Annotated in this window: 13 protein-coding genes; 12 read left to right on the plus strand and 1 reads right to left on the minus strand. The window is 68.9% G+C overall.

What is annotated here, in order from left to right; all coding sequences use genetic code 11:
- Nucleotides 1–27: 27 nt before the first annotated feature.
- The 11 genes from ToN1_RS09070 to ToN1_RS09120 all read left to right on the plus strand — a co-directional run bounded on the left by ToN1_RS09070 (nucleotide 28) and on the right by ToN1_RS09120 (nucleotide 13,332).
- Nucleotides 28–1,329 carry an efflux RND transporter periplasmic adaptor subunit gene (locus ToN1_RS09070; RefSeq protein ID WP_169208535.1) on the plus strand — a complete coding sequence of 434 codons (1,302 nt, stop codon included), beginning with the start codon at nucleotides 28–30 and terminating at the stop codon, nucleotides 1,327–1,329.
- Nucleotides 1,326–3,314: a MacB family efflux pump subunit gene (locus ToN1_RS09075; RefSeq protein ID WP_244861009.1), complete on the plus strand. Its 1,989-nt coding sequence runs from the start codon at nucleotides 1,326–1,328 to the stop codon at nucleotides 3,312–3,314. The genes ToN1_RS09070 and ToN1_RS09075 overlap by 4 nt, the downstream gene beginning before the upstream one ends.
- Nucleotides 3,315–3,321: 7 nt before the next feature.
- Nucleotides 3,322–4,728 carry an efflux transporter outer membrane subunit gene (locus ToN1_RS09080; protein WP_169208534.1) on the plus strand — a complete coding sequence of 469 codons (1,407 nt, stop codon included), beginning with the start codon at nucleotides 3,322–3,324 and terminating at the stop codon, nucleotides 4,726–4,728.
- Nucleotides 4,729–4,909: 181 nt separating this feature from the next.
- The gene (locus ToN1_RS09085) at nucleotides 4,910–5,680 is read left to right on the plus strand and encodes an N-acyl amino acid synthase FeeM domain-containing protein (protein ID WP_169208533.1); all 771 of its coding nucleotides are present in this window, start codon (nucleotides 4,910–4,912) and stop codon (nucleotides 5,678–5,680) included.
- A 176-nt stretch (nucleotides 5,681–5,856) separates the two neighbouring features.
- Nucleotides 5,857–6,402, plus strand: a complete 546-nt coding sequence (locus ToN1_RS09090) for an iron transporter (RefSeq protein ID WP_169208532.1) — start codon at nucleotides 5,857–5,859, stop codon at nucleotides 6,400–6,402.
- Complete coding sequence (locus ToN1_RS09095; RefSeq protein ID WP_169208531.1) at nucleotides 6,402–7,910, plus strand: carbohydrate porin; 1,509 nt, start codon at nucleotides 6,402–6,404, stop codon at nucleotides 7,908–7,910. Before ToN1_RS09090 ends, ToN1_RS09095 begins: the two co-directional genes overlap by 1 nt.
- A 77-nt stretch (nucleotides 7,911–7,987) precedes the next feature.
- Complete coding sequence (locus ToN1_RS09100; protein ID WP_169208530.1) at nucleotides 7,988–8,341, plus strand: cupredoxin domain-containing protein; 354 nt, start codon at nucleotides 7,988–7,990, stop codon at nucleotides 8,339–8,341.
- A gap of 21 nt (nucleotides 8,342–8,362) precedes the next feature.
- Nucleotides 8,363–9,181, plus strand: a complete 819-nt coding sequence (locus ToN1_RS09105; protein WP_169208529.1) for an FTR1 family iron permease — start codon at nucleotides 8,363–8,365, stop codon at nucleotides 9,179–9,181.
- Nucleotides 9,178–10,572: a 4Fe-4S binding protein gene (locus tag ToN1_RS09110; RefSeq protein ID WP_169208528.1), complete on the plus strand. Its 1,395-nt coding sequence runs from the start codon at nucleotides 9,178–9,180 to the stop codon at nucleotides 10,570–10,572. Before ToN1_RS09105 ends, ToN1_RS09110 begins: the two co-directional genes overlap by 4 nt.
- A gap of 94 nt (nucleotides 10,573–10,666) precedes the next feature.
- Complete coding sequence (locus ToN1_RS09115) at nucleotides 10,667–11,140, plus strand: (2Fe-2S)-binding protein (protein WP_169208527.1); 474 nt, start codon at nucleotides 10,667–10,669, stop codon at nucleotides 11,138–11,140.
- The gene (locus tag ToN1_RS09120; RefSeq protein WP_169208526.1) at nucleotides 11,137–13,332 is read left to right on the plus strand and encodes a xanthine dehydrogenase family protein molybdopterin-binding subunit; all 2,196 of its coding nucleotides are present in this window, start codon (nucleotides 11,137–11,139) and stop codon (nucleotides 13,330–13,332) included. Before ToN1_RS09115 ends, ToN1_RS09120 begins: the two co-directional genes overlap by 4 nt.
- 52 nt (nucleotides 13,333–13,384) lie before the next feature.
- On the opposite strand, the gene ToN1_RS09125 is transcribed toward ToN1_RS09120, so the two are convergent.
- The gene (locus ToN1_RS09125; RefSeq protein WP_169208525.1) at nucleotides 13,385–15,490 is read right to left on the minus strand and encodes a TonB-dependent receptor; all 2,106 of its coding nucleotides are present in this window, start codon (nucleotides 15,488–15,490) and stop codon (nucleotides 13,385–13,387) included.
- Between the two features lie 348 nt (nucleotides 15,491–15,838).
- Between ToN1_RS09125 and ToN1_RS09130 the strand changes: the two genes are divergently transcribed.
- Nucleotides 15,839–17,965, plus strand: coding sequence for a TonB-dependent receptor (locus ToN1_RS09130; RefSeq protein WP_169208524.1), 2,127 nt, complete (start codon nucleotides 15,839–15,841; stop codon nucleotides 17,963–17,965).
- Nucleotides 17,966–18,020: the final 55 nt, after the last annotated feature.

Genomic DNA, 18,020 nt, shown 5'->3' on the forward strand with positions numbered 1-18,020 from the left:
CAATCAAAGTACCTGTCGAACGAAAACATGACTTCATCCCCCGCGTCCAAGCCGCGCCGACTGCGCCGCGCCGTGATTGCCCTGGTCACCCTGGGCGTGCTCGGAACGGGCGGCTGGTTTGCATGGACCAAGTATTTCTCGCCACCGGACGAATCGGCGCGCTACCAGTTCGCGACCGTGACGCGCGGCGACATCGAGGATGTCGTCACGGCCACCGGCACGCTGCAGCCGCGCGACTATGTCGACGTCGGCGCCCAGGTGTCGGGCCAGCTGAAGAAGATCCACGTCGAGGTCGGCTCGGAGGTGAAGGCAGGCGACCTGCTCGCCGAGATCGACCCCATCGTGCTGCAGAGCCGCGTCGATGCGACCCGCGCACAACTGCGCAACCTGCGCGCGCAGCTGATGGACCGCGAGGCGAGCCGCACGCTCGCCGATGTGCAGGTGAAGCGCCAGCGCAACCTGATGGCCGAGGACGCCACCACGCGCGAGAGTCTGCAGAATGCCGAAGCGGCGCTGCAGTCGGCTCAGGCGCAGGTCGAGTCGATCAAGGCGCAGATCGACCAGACCGAGTCGAACCTGCGCGCGGACGAGGCCAACCTGAACTACGCACGCATCTACGCGCCGATGGCGGGCACCGTGGTGTCAATCACCGCGCGCCAGGGCCAGACGCTGATCGCGAGCCAGCAGGCGCCCGTCATCCTGCGCGTCGCCGACCTGTCGACCATGACTGTGCAGACCCAGGTATCGGAAGCGGACGTGAGCCGCCTGCGCCTGGGCATGGACGCCTACTTCACGATCCTCGGCGGCGAAGGGCGACGCTGGGAGGGTAAGCTGCGCAAGATCGAACCCACCCCGGTGGTGCAGAACAACGTCGTGCTCTACAACGCGCTGTTCGACGTCTCCAACCCCAACCAGGCGCTGATGACGCAGATGACGGCGCAGGTGTTCTTCATCGTCGCATCGGCCAAGGACACGCTGCTGGTGCCGATGTCGGCGCTCGCGGCGGGACGCGGCGAACGCCTGAAGACGGCGGCGACGGGCGGGGAGGCACGCTCCGCGGGAGATCCGGGTGCCGGCAAGGCCGCGGCGGACGCGCCGAAAGCGCCCGACGCGAAGAAGGGCGCAGGGCGCGCGCCGCGTACCGTGACGATCAAGATCGCCCCGGCCGAAGGGCCGCTGCAGGACCGCCAGGTGGAGATCGGCGTGCGCAGCCGCATCCATGCTCAGGTGCTGTCCGGCCTCGAGGAAGGGGAGCGGGTGGTGTCCGGCATGGCCCCCGCGGACAAGGGCGGCAACGGCAGCGGGCCGCGCCGCACGCCACGCATATGAAAGCCGAACCGCAGATCGCCGGCCTGGATGCGGATTCGCCACGGCGCCAGCCCTCAGGCGAGCCGCTGATCGAGCTGTCGGGCATCACCAAGACCTTCCGCACCGGCGAGCTTGCCGTCGAGGTGCTGCACGGCATCGACCTGACGATCTATCCGGGCGAGTTCGTCGCCATCGTTGGCAGCTCGGGGTCGGGCAAGTCAACGCTGATGAACATCCTCGGCTGCCTCGACCGCCCGACCAGCGGCACCTACCGGTTCATGGGGCGGGACGTCGCCGGGTTCGACCGCGACGAGCTGGCACGCCTGCGGCGCGAGACCTTCGGCTTCGTGTTCCAGAGCTACAACCTGATCGGCGGCGCCAGTGCGCGCGAGAACGTCGAGGTGCCGGCGGTCTATTCCGGCATGCCGCCGCCCGAACGCCACGCGCGCGCGACGGAACTGCTGACGACGCTGGGCCTCGGCGAACGCACGAAGAACCGCCCCAGCCAGCTCTCCGGCGGCCAGCAGCAACGCGTGTCGATTGCGCGCGCGCTGATGAACGGCGGGCGCGTGATCCTCGCCGACGAGCCGACCGGCGCGCTCGACAGCAAGAGCGGCGCCGAGGTGATGCAGCTGCTGCGCGAGCTCTCCGCGGCGGGGCACACGATCATCCTGATCACGCACGAACGCGAGGTCGCCGACCAGGCACAGCGCATCATCGAGATCCGTGACGGCAACGTCGTGTCCGACCCGGGCCCGCGTCCGCCCGCGGGCCCCGAACCCGACTTCGCGCCGCACATCGACCGCACCTCGCACCTGTCGGACCTGGTCGAAGCGACGCGCACGGCGCTGCGGGCACTGCGCGCCAACCTGTTCCGCGCCGCGCTGACGCTGCTCGGCATCGTCATCGGCGTCGCCGCGGTGATCGCGATGCTCGCAATCGGCGACGGTGCCAAGCAGGACGTCATCGACCGCATCAGCTCGATGGGCACCAACCTCCTGACGGTGCGGCCGGGCGCACCGAACCAGCGCGGCCGGGACACCACCGCGACGCTGGTGCGCGAGGACGTGGAAGCCATCCTCGAGCTTCCCAACGTCCTCGCCGCAGTGCCGGAACAGAGCACCGGCGTGACAGTGCGCCACGGCAACGCCGACCACCGCACGTCCGCCACGGCGACGGGCGCCGACTACACGATCGCGCGCGACTGGCCGCTCGCGCAGGGCACTTTCTTCAGTGCAGCCGACGAGCGACGCTTTGCGACGGTCACCGTCATCGGCCAGACGGTGGCGAAGGCCCTGTTCGGCGACGAGGATCCGATCGGCAAATACGTGCTCGTGAACAACCTCGTATTCCAAGTGGTCGGGGTGATGGGGCCGATGGGTGCGACGCCGTGGGGCTCCGACCAGGACGACGTGATCTTCGTGCCCTTCACCACCGGCAGCCTGCGCCTCACGGGCCAGCGCCACCTGCGCAGTGCCATCGTCGCGGTGGAGGACGTCAACCAGATCGACGACACGCAGGAGGCCGTGCGCGCGCTGCTGCAGACGCGCCATTCGGGCGTCGAGGACTTCCAGATCCGCAACATGGCGCAGGTGATCGAGAACGTATCGGAAACGCAGAACACCCTGACCGTGCTGCTCGGCACCGTCGCGGCGATTTCCCTGCTGGTGGGCGGCATCGGCGTCATGAACATCATGCTGGTGTCGGTCACCGAGCGCACGCGCGAGATCGGCATCCGCATGGCGACCGGCGCGCGCATGAAGAACATCCTGCAACAGTTCCTGATCGAGGCGCTGGTGGTGTCCGCGCTGGGCGGGCTGATCGGGGTGGTCGTCGGCCTCGGCTCCGCGGCAGTGATCGAGGCCTTCGACAAGCCTGTCGTGTATTCGCTGCCCCCCGTACTGCTCGCCTTCGGTTGCGCTTTCGCCACCGGCCTGATCTTCGGTTACCTGCCCGCGCGCAAGGCAGCCCGCCTCGACCCGGTGGTTGCCCTTGCGTCGGAGTGATCCCTCGATGAGTCGCCCCCTCTCCTTTTCCGTCCGTTCGCGCCGCCTCGTGCCGGCGCTCGCAGCTTGCCTCGCCCTGTCCGCATGCGCGGTCACCGAGCCGGCGACGCGCGCCGACATGGCCCTCCCGGCCGCATGGGGCGAAGTCGCCAACGGCACCGAGCGCCCCGATCCGCAGTGGTGGCGCAGCTTCGGCTCGAACGAACTAGCCGCGCTGATCGCGACGGCCGTCTCGGACAACCCCGATTTCCGCGCCGCCGTCGAGCGCGTGCGCCAGGCCGAGATCGCGCTGCGCGTGGCCGGCGCATCCCTGCTGCCGGCTGCGAGCGTGAGCGCTGATTCCGGTTGGCGGCGCAGCGATGCGGGCGACGGCGCGCGTGCCGTCGATAGCGAATCGTCCGGTGCGAGCCTCGTCATCCGCTACGAAGTCGACCTGTGGGGGCGGCTCGCCGCAGGCGTGCGCGGCGCGGAGGCGAGCTTTTCAGTCAGCCGTCACGATCACGATGCGGCGCGCCTGACGCTGGTCGCGGGCGTCGCGAACACCTATTTCGAGCTGCTGGCCGCGCGCGAGCGGCTCGTCATCGCACGCGACAACCTCGCGATCGCCGAGCGCGTGTTCGGCATCGTCGAGACGCGCTACCGCAACGGCGCGGCGTCGGCCCTCGACGTGAGCCGCCAGCGCAGCACCGTGCTCGCGCAGCGCGCGGCCCTGCTGCCGCTCGAGACGCTGGAGCGACAGACCCGGAGCGCGCTGGCCTTGCTCGTGGGGCGCCCGCCACAGGACTTCCACGTCGAGGAAGAAGCGTTCGCATCGCTCGCCGTGCCGTCGGTCGCGCCCGGTCTGCCCGCCGAACTGCTCGCGCGCCGCCCCGACCTCGCCAGCGCCGAGGCCCAGCTCCTCGCGGCCGACGCCGACGTCGCGGCAGCGCGTGCAGCGCTGCTGCCGCGGATCGAACTTTCCGGCTCTGCCGGCCTGGCCAGCACCGCCCTCTTGTCGTTGGCGAATCCCGCCAGCACCCTCGGCCTGACCGCGGGGCTCGCGCACACCCTGTTCGACGGCGGGCGCCTGCGCAGCGACGTGGACGCAGCGCAATCGCGGAGACGCGCGCTGGTCGAGAACTACCGTTCGGCGGTGCATGTCGCGCTGAAGGAAGTGGAGGATGCGCTCGGCAGCGCCGACCGCGACCGCCGCCTCGAGGACAGCCAGCAGGAGATCCGGCGCGAAGCAGCACGCAGCCTGCGGCTGGCGGAGCTGCGCTACCGCGAAGGGGCGGATGAGCTGCTGACGGTGCTCGACGCGCAACGCACGCTGTTCCAGGCGCAGGACCAGCTCGCCCAACTCCGGCTCGCCCGCCTGACCGGCACCGTGGACCTCTACAAGGCGCTCGGCGGCGGCTGGTCCGTACCGGGCTGATCGCACGTCCCCGGCCGGCCAGCTCCCCGCGCCTTCGGCGCGGATCATGACGATTGTCATGCACAAGATGGGAGCATATGCCGTTGTAGCGAGCCATGCCAGGCCATACCCTGTTGGTCGTAGGCGTGCCCCTGGCCTCACCGGCCAGCGGCACGCGTTGCGAACACATGGGGAGGGCATCATGTGGGCATCCGCTTTCGCTGATTCCGGCTACCGCGGCACGCACCATTCGCCGGGCAGCGTTCCGGTTCCCTGTGCGGCGAGTGCTGCGCACAAGGTTGCGTGTCGGGCCGCGATCAGTTCCGGTGTATGCGGCTACAAGTGCGGCCGGTACTGCTACGGGGTCGCCGGATGCAGCGTGCTTGCCCAGGTGCGCGCCCTGGTCGAACGGCTGTACGCGCGGCGCGGCTATCGGACGTCCTCGACGACGTCGCACGTGGATTCGGCGCACCGCCTCGTGTTCGCCGGCGCCAACCGCGGGCAGGTGATCGCGACCATCACCTTGGGGCTCGATTCGCCCGCCGGGCTGCTCGTCGACGAGCTGTACGGCACGGAGATTGCCGTGTTCCGCCGGATGAAGCGCCGGATCTGCGAACTGTCGGCCTTCGCGGTCGACCCTCAGTACAGCTCGCAGGGCGTGCTCTCCGCACTGTTCCATCTCGCGTACCTGTACGGACGGACGCGGCACCGCGTCAGCGACGCCTTCATCGAGGTGAATCCCCGTCATGCGGGGTTCTACGAGCGACTGTTCCGCTTCCGCCGCATCGGCGAAGTCCGCCAGTGCCCGCGCGTGGAGGCCCCCGCCGTGCTGATGCACCTGGATCTCGAGCGTGTCGGCACCCACGACGTGTCGTCCGGCGAATCCGGCACGACGCTCGAACCGGTTCCCGGCGCGGACGCCATTGCGACCGCACGGACCGAGGCAGGCCATCCGGCCCTGATGCACGACTGACGAGCATCTCGCAGCACGCCCCACGGAGCGCCCGAACGCCGATCTCGTTCGGCCATCGCGCCGTCGTCACAATCTTTATTGCGATTAATTCTCATTGTCGTTATTATTTGCAACAGCATTCAACCAATCAGCGTATTCCCGATCATTTCCAGCATCCGCCAGATAGAGGAAACCTCATGTTCCGCCTTCCGCTCCGCCCCTTGACTGTAGCCGCTCTCGCCGCCCTTTCGCTTTCGGCACAGGCCCTCGAATATCCGATCGGCACGCCGCAACAGCGCAACGGCATGGAGATCGCGGCCGTCTACCTGCAGCCGATCGACATGGAACCGGAAGGCATGATGAAGAAGGCGGCGGAGTCCGACATCCACATCGAGGCTGACGTCCGCGCGCTGGCGAACAACCCCAACGGCTTCGAGGAAGGCAGCTGGATCCCCTACCTGACGGTGAAGTTCGAGATCGCCAAGGTCGGCAGCGACTGGAAGCTCGCCGGCGAGTTCATGCCCATGGTCGCCAGCGACGGTCCGCACTACGGCGACAACATCAAGCTCGCCGGCCCGGGCAAGTACAAGGTCAAATACACGATTCTGCCGCCGGGCGCGAACCACGGCAGCCACTTCGGCCGCCACACCGACCGCGGCACCGGCGTGCGCCCGTGGTTCAAGGCCTTCGAGGTCGAGAACGAATTCACCTACGCCGGCATCGGCAAGAAGGGCGGCTACTGATGCGGGCCGCAGGCATCGCACGCACGGCGATCGCGGTCGTCGTGGCTGGTTTGTCCTGCGCGAGCCAGGCGGCGCCGACGGCGCAGGATAAACTCCTCGCCGAACTGAAGCGTCTGGCCGAGCGCATCGAGAAGCTCGAGAAGCGCAACACCGAGCTTGAGACCAAGCTCGCCGCGGGTGCGGCGGCGCCGGCGGCGGCCCTCGCGCAACGCGTCCAGGCGCTGGAGCAGGCAAATCACGAGCTGAACGCAAGCCTCGCGAGCGACCGCATCAGCGAGAACGAACCCGAGCTCGCGATCCGGCTCAAGGCCGTCGAGGAGCGGACCAACTCGATGGGCGCGCCGACCAAGCTCGCGAGCGCACTCGAAGGGATCACGATCGAAGGCAGCGTCGCCGCCGTGGCCCAGCAGGTCAACGGGCGAGCACGCGACAACGGCGAGCGCGAATCTCAGCTGTCGTGGCGCGGCGACCTCGGCATTACGCTGCCCGCCGGCGATATCGGCCGCGGGACCGGGGAGTTCTTCACCCAGCTGCGCATGGGTCAGGGCGACAGCTTCACGCGCCTGAATCCGACCTTCACCGGCGCCTTCAACAGCCTCGCGTTCCAGGCCGGGGGCGGCTCGGAGGAAACCTACGCGATCGTCGCGCAGGCGTGGTACCAGCTCACGACGCCGCTCGGGGACAGCGCGAATTCGCCTCATAGCGTGCAGTTCACGGCCGGCAAGATGGACCCCTTCGTGTTCTTCGACCAGAACACGATCGCCGATAACGAGGCCGAGAAGTTCCTCAACAACGTCTTCGTGCACAACCCGCTGCTCGACTCGGGCGGCGCGGTCGGCGCCGACAACTACGGCTTCACGCCGGGCATGCGCCTCGCCTACCGCAACGAGATGGACGAGCCCGACTGGTGGCAGATCTCGCTCGCGGCCTTCGGCGCCGGCGAAGGCGCGAAGTTCGGACGCAGCTTCGACAAACCCTTCGTGATCGGCCAGCTCGAATACGGCCGCAAGGACCAGGGCTTCGACGGCAACTATCGTCTGTACGCGTGGCGCAACGGCCAGTACGAGGGCTTCGACGGCTCGCGCGCCCCGGCCACCGGCTGGGGCGCGAGCATCGACCAGCGCGTGCATGAGGACGTCACGCTGTTCGCGCGCTACGGCCAGGCGACCTCGGGCAAGGCGCCGTTCGACCGCGCCGTCACGGTGGGCGCGGAGCTGACGGGCAACGCGTGGGGCCGCGGCGCCGATAGCATCGGCCTCGCGTGGGGTTGGCTGCGCGCGAGCAAGGACTTCCGCCGCGAAGCTGCCGGACTGCTCGACGACGAGGGCAATTTCCTCTTCGGCTACACCCCGAGCGGGGCCGAGCAGGTCGCCGAGCTGTACTACCGCTGGCACCTGAACGACCAGCTGTCGCTGACGCCCGACCTGCAGTACGTGCGTCGCGCCGCCGCCAACCGCGACGCGAAAAACATGACCGCGTTCGGGGTGCGCGCGCTGTATGCGTTCTGAACGCACACTCCCTTCCGCCCTACCCGGCTTCCCGCCGGGCGGGGCTTTTGCATGTCCACGGTGAGAACCCGCCAGCCATGAAAACTCCAGCCAGCCTGATCACCTCCGTCCTCGGCATCGTCGTCCCCGCTGCCATCCTCCTCGCTCCCGTCACTGCACGCGCCGACATGCCGACCTTCGAGGTCGTCGCCGAGAACGGCCGCTTCACGCCCGAGACGATCGAGGTCCCCGCCAACACCCGCTTCCGCCTGCAACTGACGAACCGCAACGTGGGGCCGGAGGAGTTCGAAACGAGCACGCCGTTCAAGGAGTTGGTGGTGGGGCCGGGGGTCACGCGCAGCACGATCTTTCCGCCGTTGAAGCCGGGCAGCTACCCCTTCTTCGGCGAATTCCATCCCGAGACGGCGAAGGGTCGTTTCGTCGCGAAGTAAGGCTTTCCGGAGGCTGGCATCATGGGCAACGCACTGTTCATCGTGTGGCGCGAGAGCGTCGAGGCGATTCTGATCATCAGCATCCTGCTCGCGTGGATCCGAGACCGCGACGATGCGCACGTAGGGGTGCGCCACCTGTGGGCGGGGGTCGGAGGCGGCCTCGCACTCGCGGGCTTCATCGCGCTGGCGATGCTGGGGGTGCACGGCTGGCTCGCGGCCGACGCGCTGGACCTCTTCCAGACCGCCATCGTGTTCGCCGCGGCCGCCTTGATCACGCACATGGTGCTGTGGATGCGCTCGCACGGGCGCCACATGAAGCGCGAACTCGAAGCGGGGCTTGCGCGCGCAGCCGATACGGCCGGCGGAGCGTCCGTCGCGCTGCTCGCCGCGATCGCGGTCGGGCGCGAAGGCGCCGAAACCGTGTTGTTCCTTTACGGGCTGGCGATGGAGCAATCCGGCAGCACGCTCGCACAGCTCTTCGCGGGGGCCGGCATCGGCTTCATCCTGGCGCTCGCAACCGCGTGGCTGATCCTTTCGGGGGCACGCTGGCTGCCCGGGCGCGTGTTCTTCCGCGCCAGCGAGGTCGTACTCCTCTTGCTCGCCGCCGCACTGCTGGTGTCCGGAGTCGAGCGCCTGATCGACCTGGAGTGGCTGCCGCCGCTCATGGAGCCGGTGTGGGACAGTTCCGCCCTGCTCGAGGACGGCAGCACGGCGGGCGGCATCGCCGCGGCCTTCGCCGGCTATCGCGCGCAACCTTCGCTGATGGTGCTGATCGCCTGGCTCGGCTACTGGGGGATGGTCGCCTTGCTCGGGCGCCTGCAACGGAGGTCCGCGGCATGAACACCTGCACGATGCCTGCCTCGGCCGCTCCCGCCCGCCCGCGCCTCGCCCGGGTCGGCGACCTGATGCGCCGCCACCGTGCGTGGATCGTCGGCGTGCAGTGGGCGATCCTCGCCGCCTACCTCTTCCTCGTCATCACGCCCGCCTTCCTGCCGCTGCCGGATTCGGACGCGCACCTGTGGAACAACCTCACGCTGTTCGCGCAGTTCGCGTTCTGGGGCATCTGGTGGCCCTTCGTGCTGGTGTCGATGATGCTGATGGGGCGCGTGTGGTGCGGCGTGATGTGCCCGGAGGGCTTCGTCTCGGAGCAGGTATCGCGCTTCGGGCTGGGCCGCCCGGTGCCGCGCTGGATCAAGTGGGGCGGCTGGCCCTTCGTCGCCTTCCTCGGCACGACGGTGTATGGCCAGCTCGTGAGCGTGTACGAGTACCCCAAGGCGGCGCTGCTGGTGCTGGGCGGCTCCACCGTCGCGGCCATCGCCGTGGGCCTGGTCTATGGCCGCGGCAAGCGCGTGTGGTGCCGCCACCTGTGCCCCGTCAATGGCGTGTTCGGCCTGCTGTCGCGCCTCGCGCCGATGCATTTCCGCACCGACCGCGCGGCCTGGGAGGCCTACGGCGCGAAGAAGGTCATCCCGATCAACTGCGCGCCGCTGGTGGACATCCGGCGCATGGAAAGCGCCGCCGATTGCCACATGTGCGGGCGCTGCGCGGGGCATCGCGACGCGGTGAGCCTCGCCGCGCGCGCGCCCGGCAGCGAGGTCGCGCGGCTCGACGCGCGGGACGCGGATCAATGGGAAGTGCGCCTGCTGGTGTTCGGCATCATCGGCACGGCGATCGGCGCCTTCCAGTGGTCGGCCTCGCCGTGGTTCGTGCGGGTGAAACTCGCCGCGGCCGAGTGGCTGGTCGAGCGCGACGCCTTCGCGCTGCTCGGCGACGACATCCCGTGGTGGCTGCTGACCCACTACCCCGAAGCGAACGACGTGTTCACGTGGCTCGACGGCATCCTGATCCTCGCCTACATCGGCGTCACCGCGCTGCTGCTGGGCGGCTGGATCACGCTGTGGCTGCGCGCCGCCGCCGGCCTGCTGGGCGATGCGGCCGCGCGTCTGCGGCTCGCCTATGCGCTGATCCCGCTCGGCGGCGCCGGCGTGTTCCTCGGGCTCTCGGGCCTCACGGTGACCCTGCTCACCGCCGAGGGCGTGACCCTCACAGCACTGCCCGAAGCGCGCGGCACACTGCTCGCGGCGGCGACGCTGGCGAGCCTCACCCTGGCCGCCATCCACGTCCGCCGCGGCACGGCACTCAGGGCGCGCAAGCTCGGCGCCCTGCTCGCCTTCGCCGCCGCCGCCGCCGCGGCAGTCCTGCCCTGGGTGCTGATGTATTACGTCTGGTAATGCGCGCAGGGTCGATCTTGCAAGATAAATAATCTACCCTGTGGGCATCGGCATTCCGGCGCGAGACCGGGGCCGCCCCCACAGGAGATTGCAGATGACCCGCTTCATCCTCAACGGGCAGAAGGTGAATACCCCCATGCCCGACGACACCCCGCTGCTGTGGGTGCTGCGCGACGGGCTGGAACTCACCGGCACCAAGTTCGGCTGCGGCATGGGGCTGTGCGGCGCATGTACGGTGCATGTAGACGGCACCGCGGTGAAGTCCTGTTCGACGCCGGTGTCGGCCGTCGCCGACAAGCACGTGACGACCATCGAGCATGTCGACAAGAACCGCGTCGGCGCCGCCGTGCAGGCGGCATGGCAAAAACTCGACGTGGTGCAGTGCGGCTACTGCCAGTCGGGCCAGATCATGGCGGCGACCGCCTTGCTGGCGAAGACGCCGCAGCCGAGCGACGCCGACATCGACGCGGCGATGGCCGGCAACCTGTGCCGCTGCGCGACCTACGTGCGCATCCGCGCCGCGATCCACGAAGCCGCGACGAATCTCGCGGGGAGGGGCGCGGCATGAAGACTCGCATCGAGAACGTGTCGCGCCGCGACTTCCTCAAGGCCGGCGCCGGCCTGACGCTCGGGTTGGTGCTGCCGGGCGCAGGTTCCGCCCTCGCCGCCGCGGCCAAGGAGACGCATGGCGACGAAGCCGCCTTCGCGCCCAATGCCTTCGTGCGCATCGGCAGCGACAACCGGGTGACGGTGGTCGCCAAGCATCTGGAGATGGGCCAGGGCACCTACACCGGCCTCGCGACCCTGGTTGCCGAGGAACTGGACGCGGACTGGGCGCAGGTCGTCGTCGAGGGCGCCCCGGCCGACGCGAAACGCTACAACAACCTGCTGTGGGGGCCGTCGCAGGGCACCGGCGGCAGCACCGCGATCGCCAACTCCTTCGAACAGCTGCGCCAGGCGGGCGCGAGCGCGCGCGCGATGGTGGTGCAGGCGGCCGCCGCACGCTGGAAGGTGCCGGCGGGCGAGCTCCGCGTCAAGGCGGGCGTCGTCAGCCACGCGAAGAGCGGGCGCAAGGCGAGCTTCGGCGAACTGGCCGAGGCCGCGGCGAAGCAGCCGGTGCCGCAGGAGGTGCGCCTGAAGGATCCGAAGGAGTTCACGCTGATCGGACGCCATGTGCCGCGCAAGGACAGCGTCGACAAGACCACCGGCCGCGCGCAGTTCACGCAGGACGTGAAGCTGCCGGGGATGCTGGTCGCGGTGGTCGCGCACCCGCCGCGTTTCGGCGCGACCGTGCGCACGGTCGACGAACGGGCGGCACGCGCGGTGCCGGGCGTCGTTCGTGTGACGCGCATCCCGCAGGGCGTCGCGGTGCTGGCGCACGACTACTGGACCGCGAAGAAGGGCCGCGACGCGCTGCAGATCGAGTGGGACGACAGCGCGGCCTACCGCGGCAGCTCGGAGCAGATCCTCGCCGACTACCGCAAGCTCGCCGCGACACCGGGCCTCGTGGCGCGCCGCGACGGCGACGCGGACAAGGCGCTAGGCGAAGGCGCGAAGGCGCTGGAGGCGGAATACGCCTTCCCCTACCTCGCGCATGCGCCGATGGAGCCGCTCAACTGCGTGATGCGCGTCGACGCGCAGGGCTGCGAGGTGTGGAACGGCGAGCAGTTCCAGACCGGGGACCAATACACGCTGGCCGCCTTCTTCGGCCTCAAGCCCGAACAGGTGAAGCTCAACATGCTGTACGCGGGCGGCAGCTTCGGCCGCCGCGCGAACCCGGCCGCGGACTACGTGCTGGAGACGGCGCACATCGTCAAGGCGATCCGCGGCGAAGCGCCGGTGAAGCTGGTGTGGTCGCGCGAGGATGACATGCGCGCGGGCTACTACCGGCCGCTGTACCTGCACCGCCTGCGCGCCGCGCTCGACGCGCAGGGCAAGCCGCTCGCGTGGGCGCAGCGCGTCGTCGGCCAGTCCATCATCGCCGGCACGCCGTTCGAGAGCGCGATGGTCAAGGACGGCATCGACGGAACCTCGGTCGAAGGCGCCGCCAACCTGCCCTACGCGATCCCCAACCTGCAGGTCGAGCTGCACACGACCAGCAAGGACGTGAAGGTGCCGGTGCTGTGGTGGCGCTCGGTGGGCTCGACGCACACCGCGTTCGCGGCCGAAGTCTTCCTCGACGAACTGGCCACGGCCGCGGGCGCCGACCCGGTCGCGTACCGGCAGGCCCTCCTCGGCGCGCATCCGCGTCACGCCGGCGTGCTCAAACTCGCCGCGGACAAGGCCGGCTGGAGCAAGCCGCTCGCCCCGGCGAAGGCCGGCAAACGCGGCCGCGGCGTCGCGGTGCACGAGTCCTTCAACACCTACGTCGCGCAGGTCGTCGAGGTCACGGTTGCGGACGACGGCAGCTTCAAGGTCGATCGCGTCGTGTGCGCGGTCGATTGCGGCATCGCCGTGAACCCGGACGTGGTCCGCGCGCAGATGGAAGGCGGCATCGGCTTCGGGCTCGCCGCGGCGCTCTCCGGGGCGATCACGCTCAGGGACGGGGTTGTCGAGCAGTCGAACTTCCACGACTACCCGATCCTGCGCATCGACCAGATGCCGGCGGTCGAGGTACACATCGTGCCTTCCGCCGCCAAGCCGACCGGTGTCGGCGAACCGGGCGTGCCGCCGATCGCGCCGGCGCTCGTGAATGCGCTGTACGCCGCGACCGGCAAGCGCATCCGCACGCTGCCGATCGGGGAACAGTTGAAGGCTTGATGGGAAAAGGACGGACGCCTGGCGAGGCGCCCGTCCCCTTCACCTCACGCGATCAGAACGCGTGCGTCAGCGTCAGCTTCGCGTTGAGCGGCGCACCCGGGCTGATGTTGTTGTCGCTGTGCGCGGTCGGGAAGTACTCCTTGTCGCCGAGGTTTTCGACGTTGAGCGCGACGCGCGTCTTGCCGCCCGGGAAGCTGTAGTACAGCGCGCCATCGACGCGCGTGAAGGCCGGCAGCTTCACGGTGTTGTTGAAGGACGTGTAGCTCGCGCCCTGATGGACCACGCCGAGGCCCGCGCCCCAACCGTGGCCGAGGTCGAAGCGGTTCCACAGCGAGGCCATCTGCTCGGGCACGAGGCCGACCTTGCGGCCCTTGGGCGCGCTCGAGGTCGTCTTCGTGATCTCCGATTCGAGGTTCGCGTAGCCCGCGAACACCTGCCACCAGGACGTAATCTTGCCCTGCAGGCCGATCTCGACGCCCTCGGTGCGCTGCTCGCCCGTCTGCACGAAGAAGCCCGGATTCAAGGGATCGGCGGTGCGCACGTCCTCGCGCGTGAGGCGGAACAGTGCAGCCGAGAGCGTCAGATCCGGGTTGAGGTCCCAGCGCGCGCCGATCTCGTGGTTGATCGCCTTTTCCGGGTTCAGATCTTCGGTGTTCGCGGCCAGGCTCAGCTGCTCGCCCGAGGGCAGGAAGGCGTAGCTGTAGCTCGCGTAGTAGGTCTGCGCCGGCGTCGGCATCCAGATCAGGCCGAAGCGCGGACTCACCTCGGTGTCGGTGCGCGACAGGTCCTGCCGCGTCGTGGTCGTGCGCTTGTCGTCGAGATCGACCTCGAACTGGTCCCAGCGCAGGCCGGCGAGCACCTTCCACTGCTCGGTGAGCGCGATCTGGTCCTGCAGGTAGGCGGCGACGGTGTCGGACGTGACGGTGTTGTTCGCATCCGAGCCGTTGAAGCGGAAGCTCGTCGCAGTCGCCACCGGGTTGGCGGCCGACACGGTCGCGCTCGTCGAATTGCCGAAGAAGCCGGTGTTGCGCTCGTTGTCGCTGTCCTGGTGGCCCAGCTCGATGCCCGCGAGCAGCGTGTGCTTGAGAGTGCCGGTTGAGAACTTCGTCGTCAGGTCGGTCTGGTTGAACACGTTGGTGCGCAGGTTGGAGCTGTTGTAGGCCGAGATGCGCACAGTGCCCGCGCCATTCACGGCCCCGCCGGCGAAGACGTTCTGGTAGAACTTGTCATACTGCGTGATGCTCAGGCTGTTCTTCAGCTGCACGCCGCCGAAATCGTGCTCCAGCACCGCGGACAGCGCATCGACCATCGCACGCGACTTGCTCTGGTCGGCATTGCCGAAGAAGGTGCTGCGCTTCGTGTCGAAGGGACGGTCGCCCTGCGAGGGGATGCCACGGTCGGCGGTGCGCTCGTCGTACAGGCGCTCGTAGGAAAGCGTCAGCGCGGTGTTGCCGCCGGGGGTGAAGGTCACGCTCGGGTTGAACGCATAGCGCTTCGCATCCACGCCGTCGCGGAAGCTGTCGGCGCGCTCGGCCATCGCGTTGAGCCGCCATGCCGCCTTGTCGCCGAGCTTGTCGCCGACGTCGACGGTGCCGCGCAACTGGTCGAAGCTGCCCAGCGTGACGCTCGCCTCGCCCACATGGCCGAACACGGGGCGCTTGGTCACGCGATTGACGATGCCGCCCGCGCCGCCGCGGCCGAAGGTCATGCCGCCCGGCCCCTTCAGCACCTCGACGCGCTCGACGTTGTAGAGATCGCGAAAGATCTGCGCGTCGTCGCGGATGCCGTTCACGAAGAAGTCGGCGGTCGTGTTGTTGCCGCGGATCACCATCTGGTCGCGGTTGCCCTCGCCCTGCGCGGCGGTCGTGCCCGGCACGTAGCGCAGCACGTCGGAGATGCTGCGCATCGCCTGGTCCTCGATCACGCTTTCGGGCACGACGGTGATCGACGCCGGCACTTCCTTCAGCGGCGAGTCGGTCTTCGTGAAAGTGGCCGAGCGCGTGGCGCGGTAGCCCTGCACCGGCCCGTCGGCACGCTCGACCTGGTCCTGGACGAGCACCGGGGCAAGCACCGCATCGGCGGCAACTGCAACATTGCCGCAGGCGCTGGCGGCGAGCATGGCAAACACGACCGGCTTCAGCCGGGGACGGAAGGACATCTTTCTACTCCTGTATGAACCCTGGCTGGCTGGGTAGGAAGATGCCTGGCTTGCCGTGGAAGAAATTTCGGAACGCTGCGGACCCGGTGTGCGCCCGCCGTGGCCGATCGGATATCGCCGGTTTGCGGACGTCACACTTGAGAACGATTCGCATCGTAAATAAGAAGCGTTCGCAACACAATGTATCGGCGTACATTGCCCAACGCGCGTGTGGCGCGGATACAACGATTCTTATTTGCGATTGATTCGCATTTACGCACCGCAATACAATCCGACGCAAACCCAGCCAGCCACTCCGCCGCCTCCGGCCGGATCGCCAGCCAGCAACCTTCCCCGACCGGAGTCCCCATGCGTCCCACCACCCTCGCCGTGGCGATCGCTGCTGCGCTGCCCGCCCTCGCCGCTGCCCAGGCCACCCTGCCGACCGTCACCGTCACCGCCAACCAGGGCGCCGCCGGGCAGTCCTACAACCCGCTCGTCTCATCCTCGGCGACCAAGGGCACCGCGCCGCTGCGCGACATCCCGCAGACCGTGAACGTCGTCGGCCCCGAGCTGATCGCCGACCAGGGCGTGCGCTCGCTCGCGGACGCCCTCACCAACGTCCCCGGTGTGACGCTCAACATGGGCGACGGCCAGCGCGACCAGTTCGCGATCCGCGGCTTCACGGCGATCGGCGACACCTTCCTCGACGGCGTGCGCGACGACGCGCTGTACTACCGCGACCTGTCGAACACCGAGCGCATCGAGGTGCTGAAAGGCCCCGCCGCCATGCTGTACGGCCGCGGCTCCTCGGGCGGCATCATCAATCGCGTGAGCAAGCTGCCGACGACGCAGACGATCCGCGAAATCACCCTGCAGCTCGACAGTGAAGGCGAACAGCGCATCAGCTTCGACACCGCCGGCGCGCTGGGAACGGGCGGTCTTTCGTTCCGCCTGACCGGCGCGTTCGAGGACTCGACCGGCTTCCGCGACGAATCCTTCCTCAAGCGCGAGGCCATCGCCCCGTCGCTCGACCTCAAGCTCGGTGAAGGCACGCGCCTCCTGCTGCAGCTCGCGCACAACCGCGACCGCCGCCCGACCGACTTCGGCATCCCCGACAACAACGGCCGCCCGCTCGACGTCGACCACGACACCTACTACGGTTCGGGTGACGCCGAACGCGACGACACCACCACGGCGACCATGAACACCGCGACGGCGACGCTCTCGCACCGATTCAACGACGACTGGTCGCTGCGCAACGTGCTGCGCTACTACGACTTCAAGCTCGACCGCGACAACACGCTGTACCGCTCGGGCAGCGCCTACACACTGCAGAACGGCCAGCTCATGATGCAGCGCACCCATGGCCATGTCGTGCGCGACGAGGGCGGCTGGTTCAACCAGTTCGAACTCACGCAACGACTCAAGCTCGGTGGCCTGCAGCACACCCTGCTGTACGGTCTCGAGGTCGGCACGCAGGACAAGGCACTCGACATCGACAACTGGATCGGCATCGACCGCGTGCCGCTCTACACGCCCGGCGGCGCGACCCCGCCTTACACGACGACGGCGCCCAACTCGCGCACCATCGACAACGTCACGACGCAGGACAGCACCGCCTTCTACGTGCAGGACCAGATCGCGCTCGGCGAGCGATGGAAGGCGCTGGTCGGCGTGCGGCACGACGAGTACCGCCAGAAGACCACCGAACCGGGCAAGCCCGATTTCGAGCGCACCGACCGCGAATGGAGCCCGCGCGCCGGCTTGGTGTGGCAGCCCGACGCGACGCAGGCCTACTACGTCTCGGTGTCGCGCTCCTTCCAGCCCTCGGCCGAGCAGTTCCAGCTCTCGGCGTCGAACGTCGACGCCGATCCCGAGATCACGACCAACCACGAGATCGGCGCGAAGTGGGACTTCCTCGGCGGCGCGCTGTCGGCCGGCGCGTCGATCTTCCAGCTCGTGCGCGAAGACATGAAGATCACCGACCCGGCGACGCGCCAGACGATCAACGCCGGCAAGCAACGCACCGAAGGCCTCGAACTCTCCATCTCCGGCCGCCCCGCGCCCGGCTGGCAGGTGCATGCCGGCTACGCCTTCCTCGACACCGAGATCGTGAAGTCCACCGCCACCGGCGGCGCGAACTTCGGCACCCGCCGCGTCACGGTCCCCTTCGAAGGCAAGGACGCCGCACTGACGCCGCGCCACAGCGGCTCCGTGTGGGTCGTGCGCGAACTCGGCCGTGGCTGGAGCCTCGGCGGCGGCATGCGCGCGCAGGCCTCGCAATACGCCTCGCCCGACAACCTCGTGCGCCTGCCCGGCTTCGCGGTGTTCGATGCGGCGCTGCTGTATCGCAGCAAGGCCTACGACCTCGCGTTCAACCTCAAGAACGCCTTCGACCGCGAGTACTGGGCGACCGCCCACGGCGGCGTCAACGGCCTGAACCAGCCTGGCGCGCCGCGCACGCTGCAGGCGACGGCGACCTTCCGCTTCTGATCCACGCCTTTCCCCGGCCGCCACGTGACGGCCGGGGCTGCGTTTCCCTTTTCAT

It is taken from the genome of Aromatoleum petrolei (assembly GCF_017894385.1).
Classification (GTDB): domain Bacteria; phylum Pseudomonadota; class Gammaproteobacteria; order Burkholderiales; family Rhodocyclaceae; genus Aromatoleum; species Aromatoleum petrolei.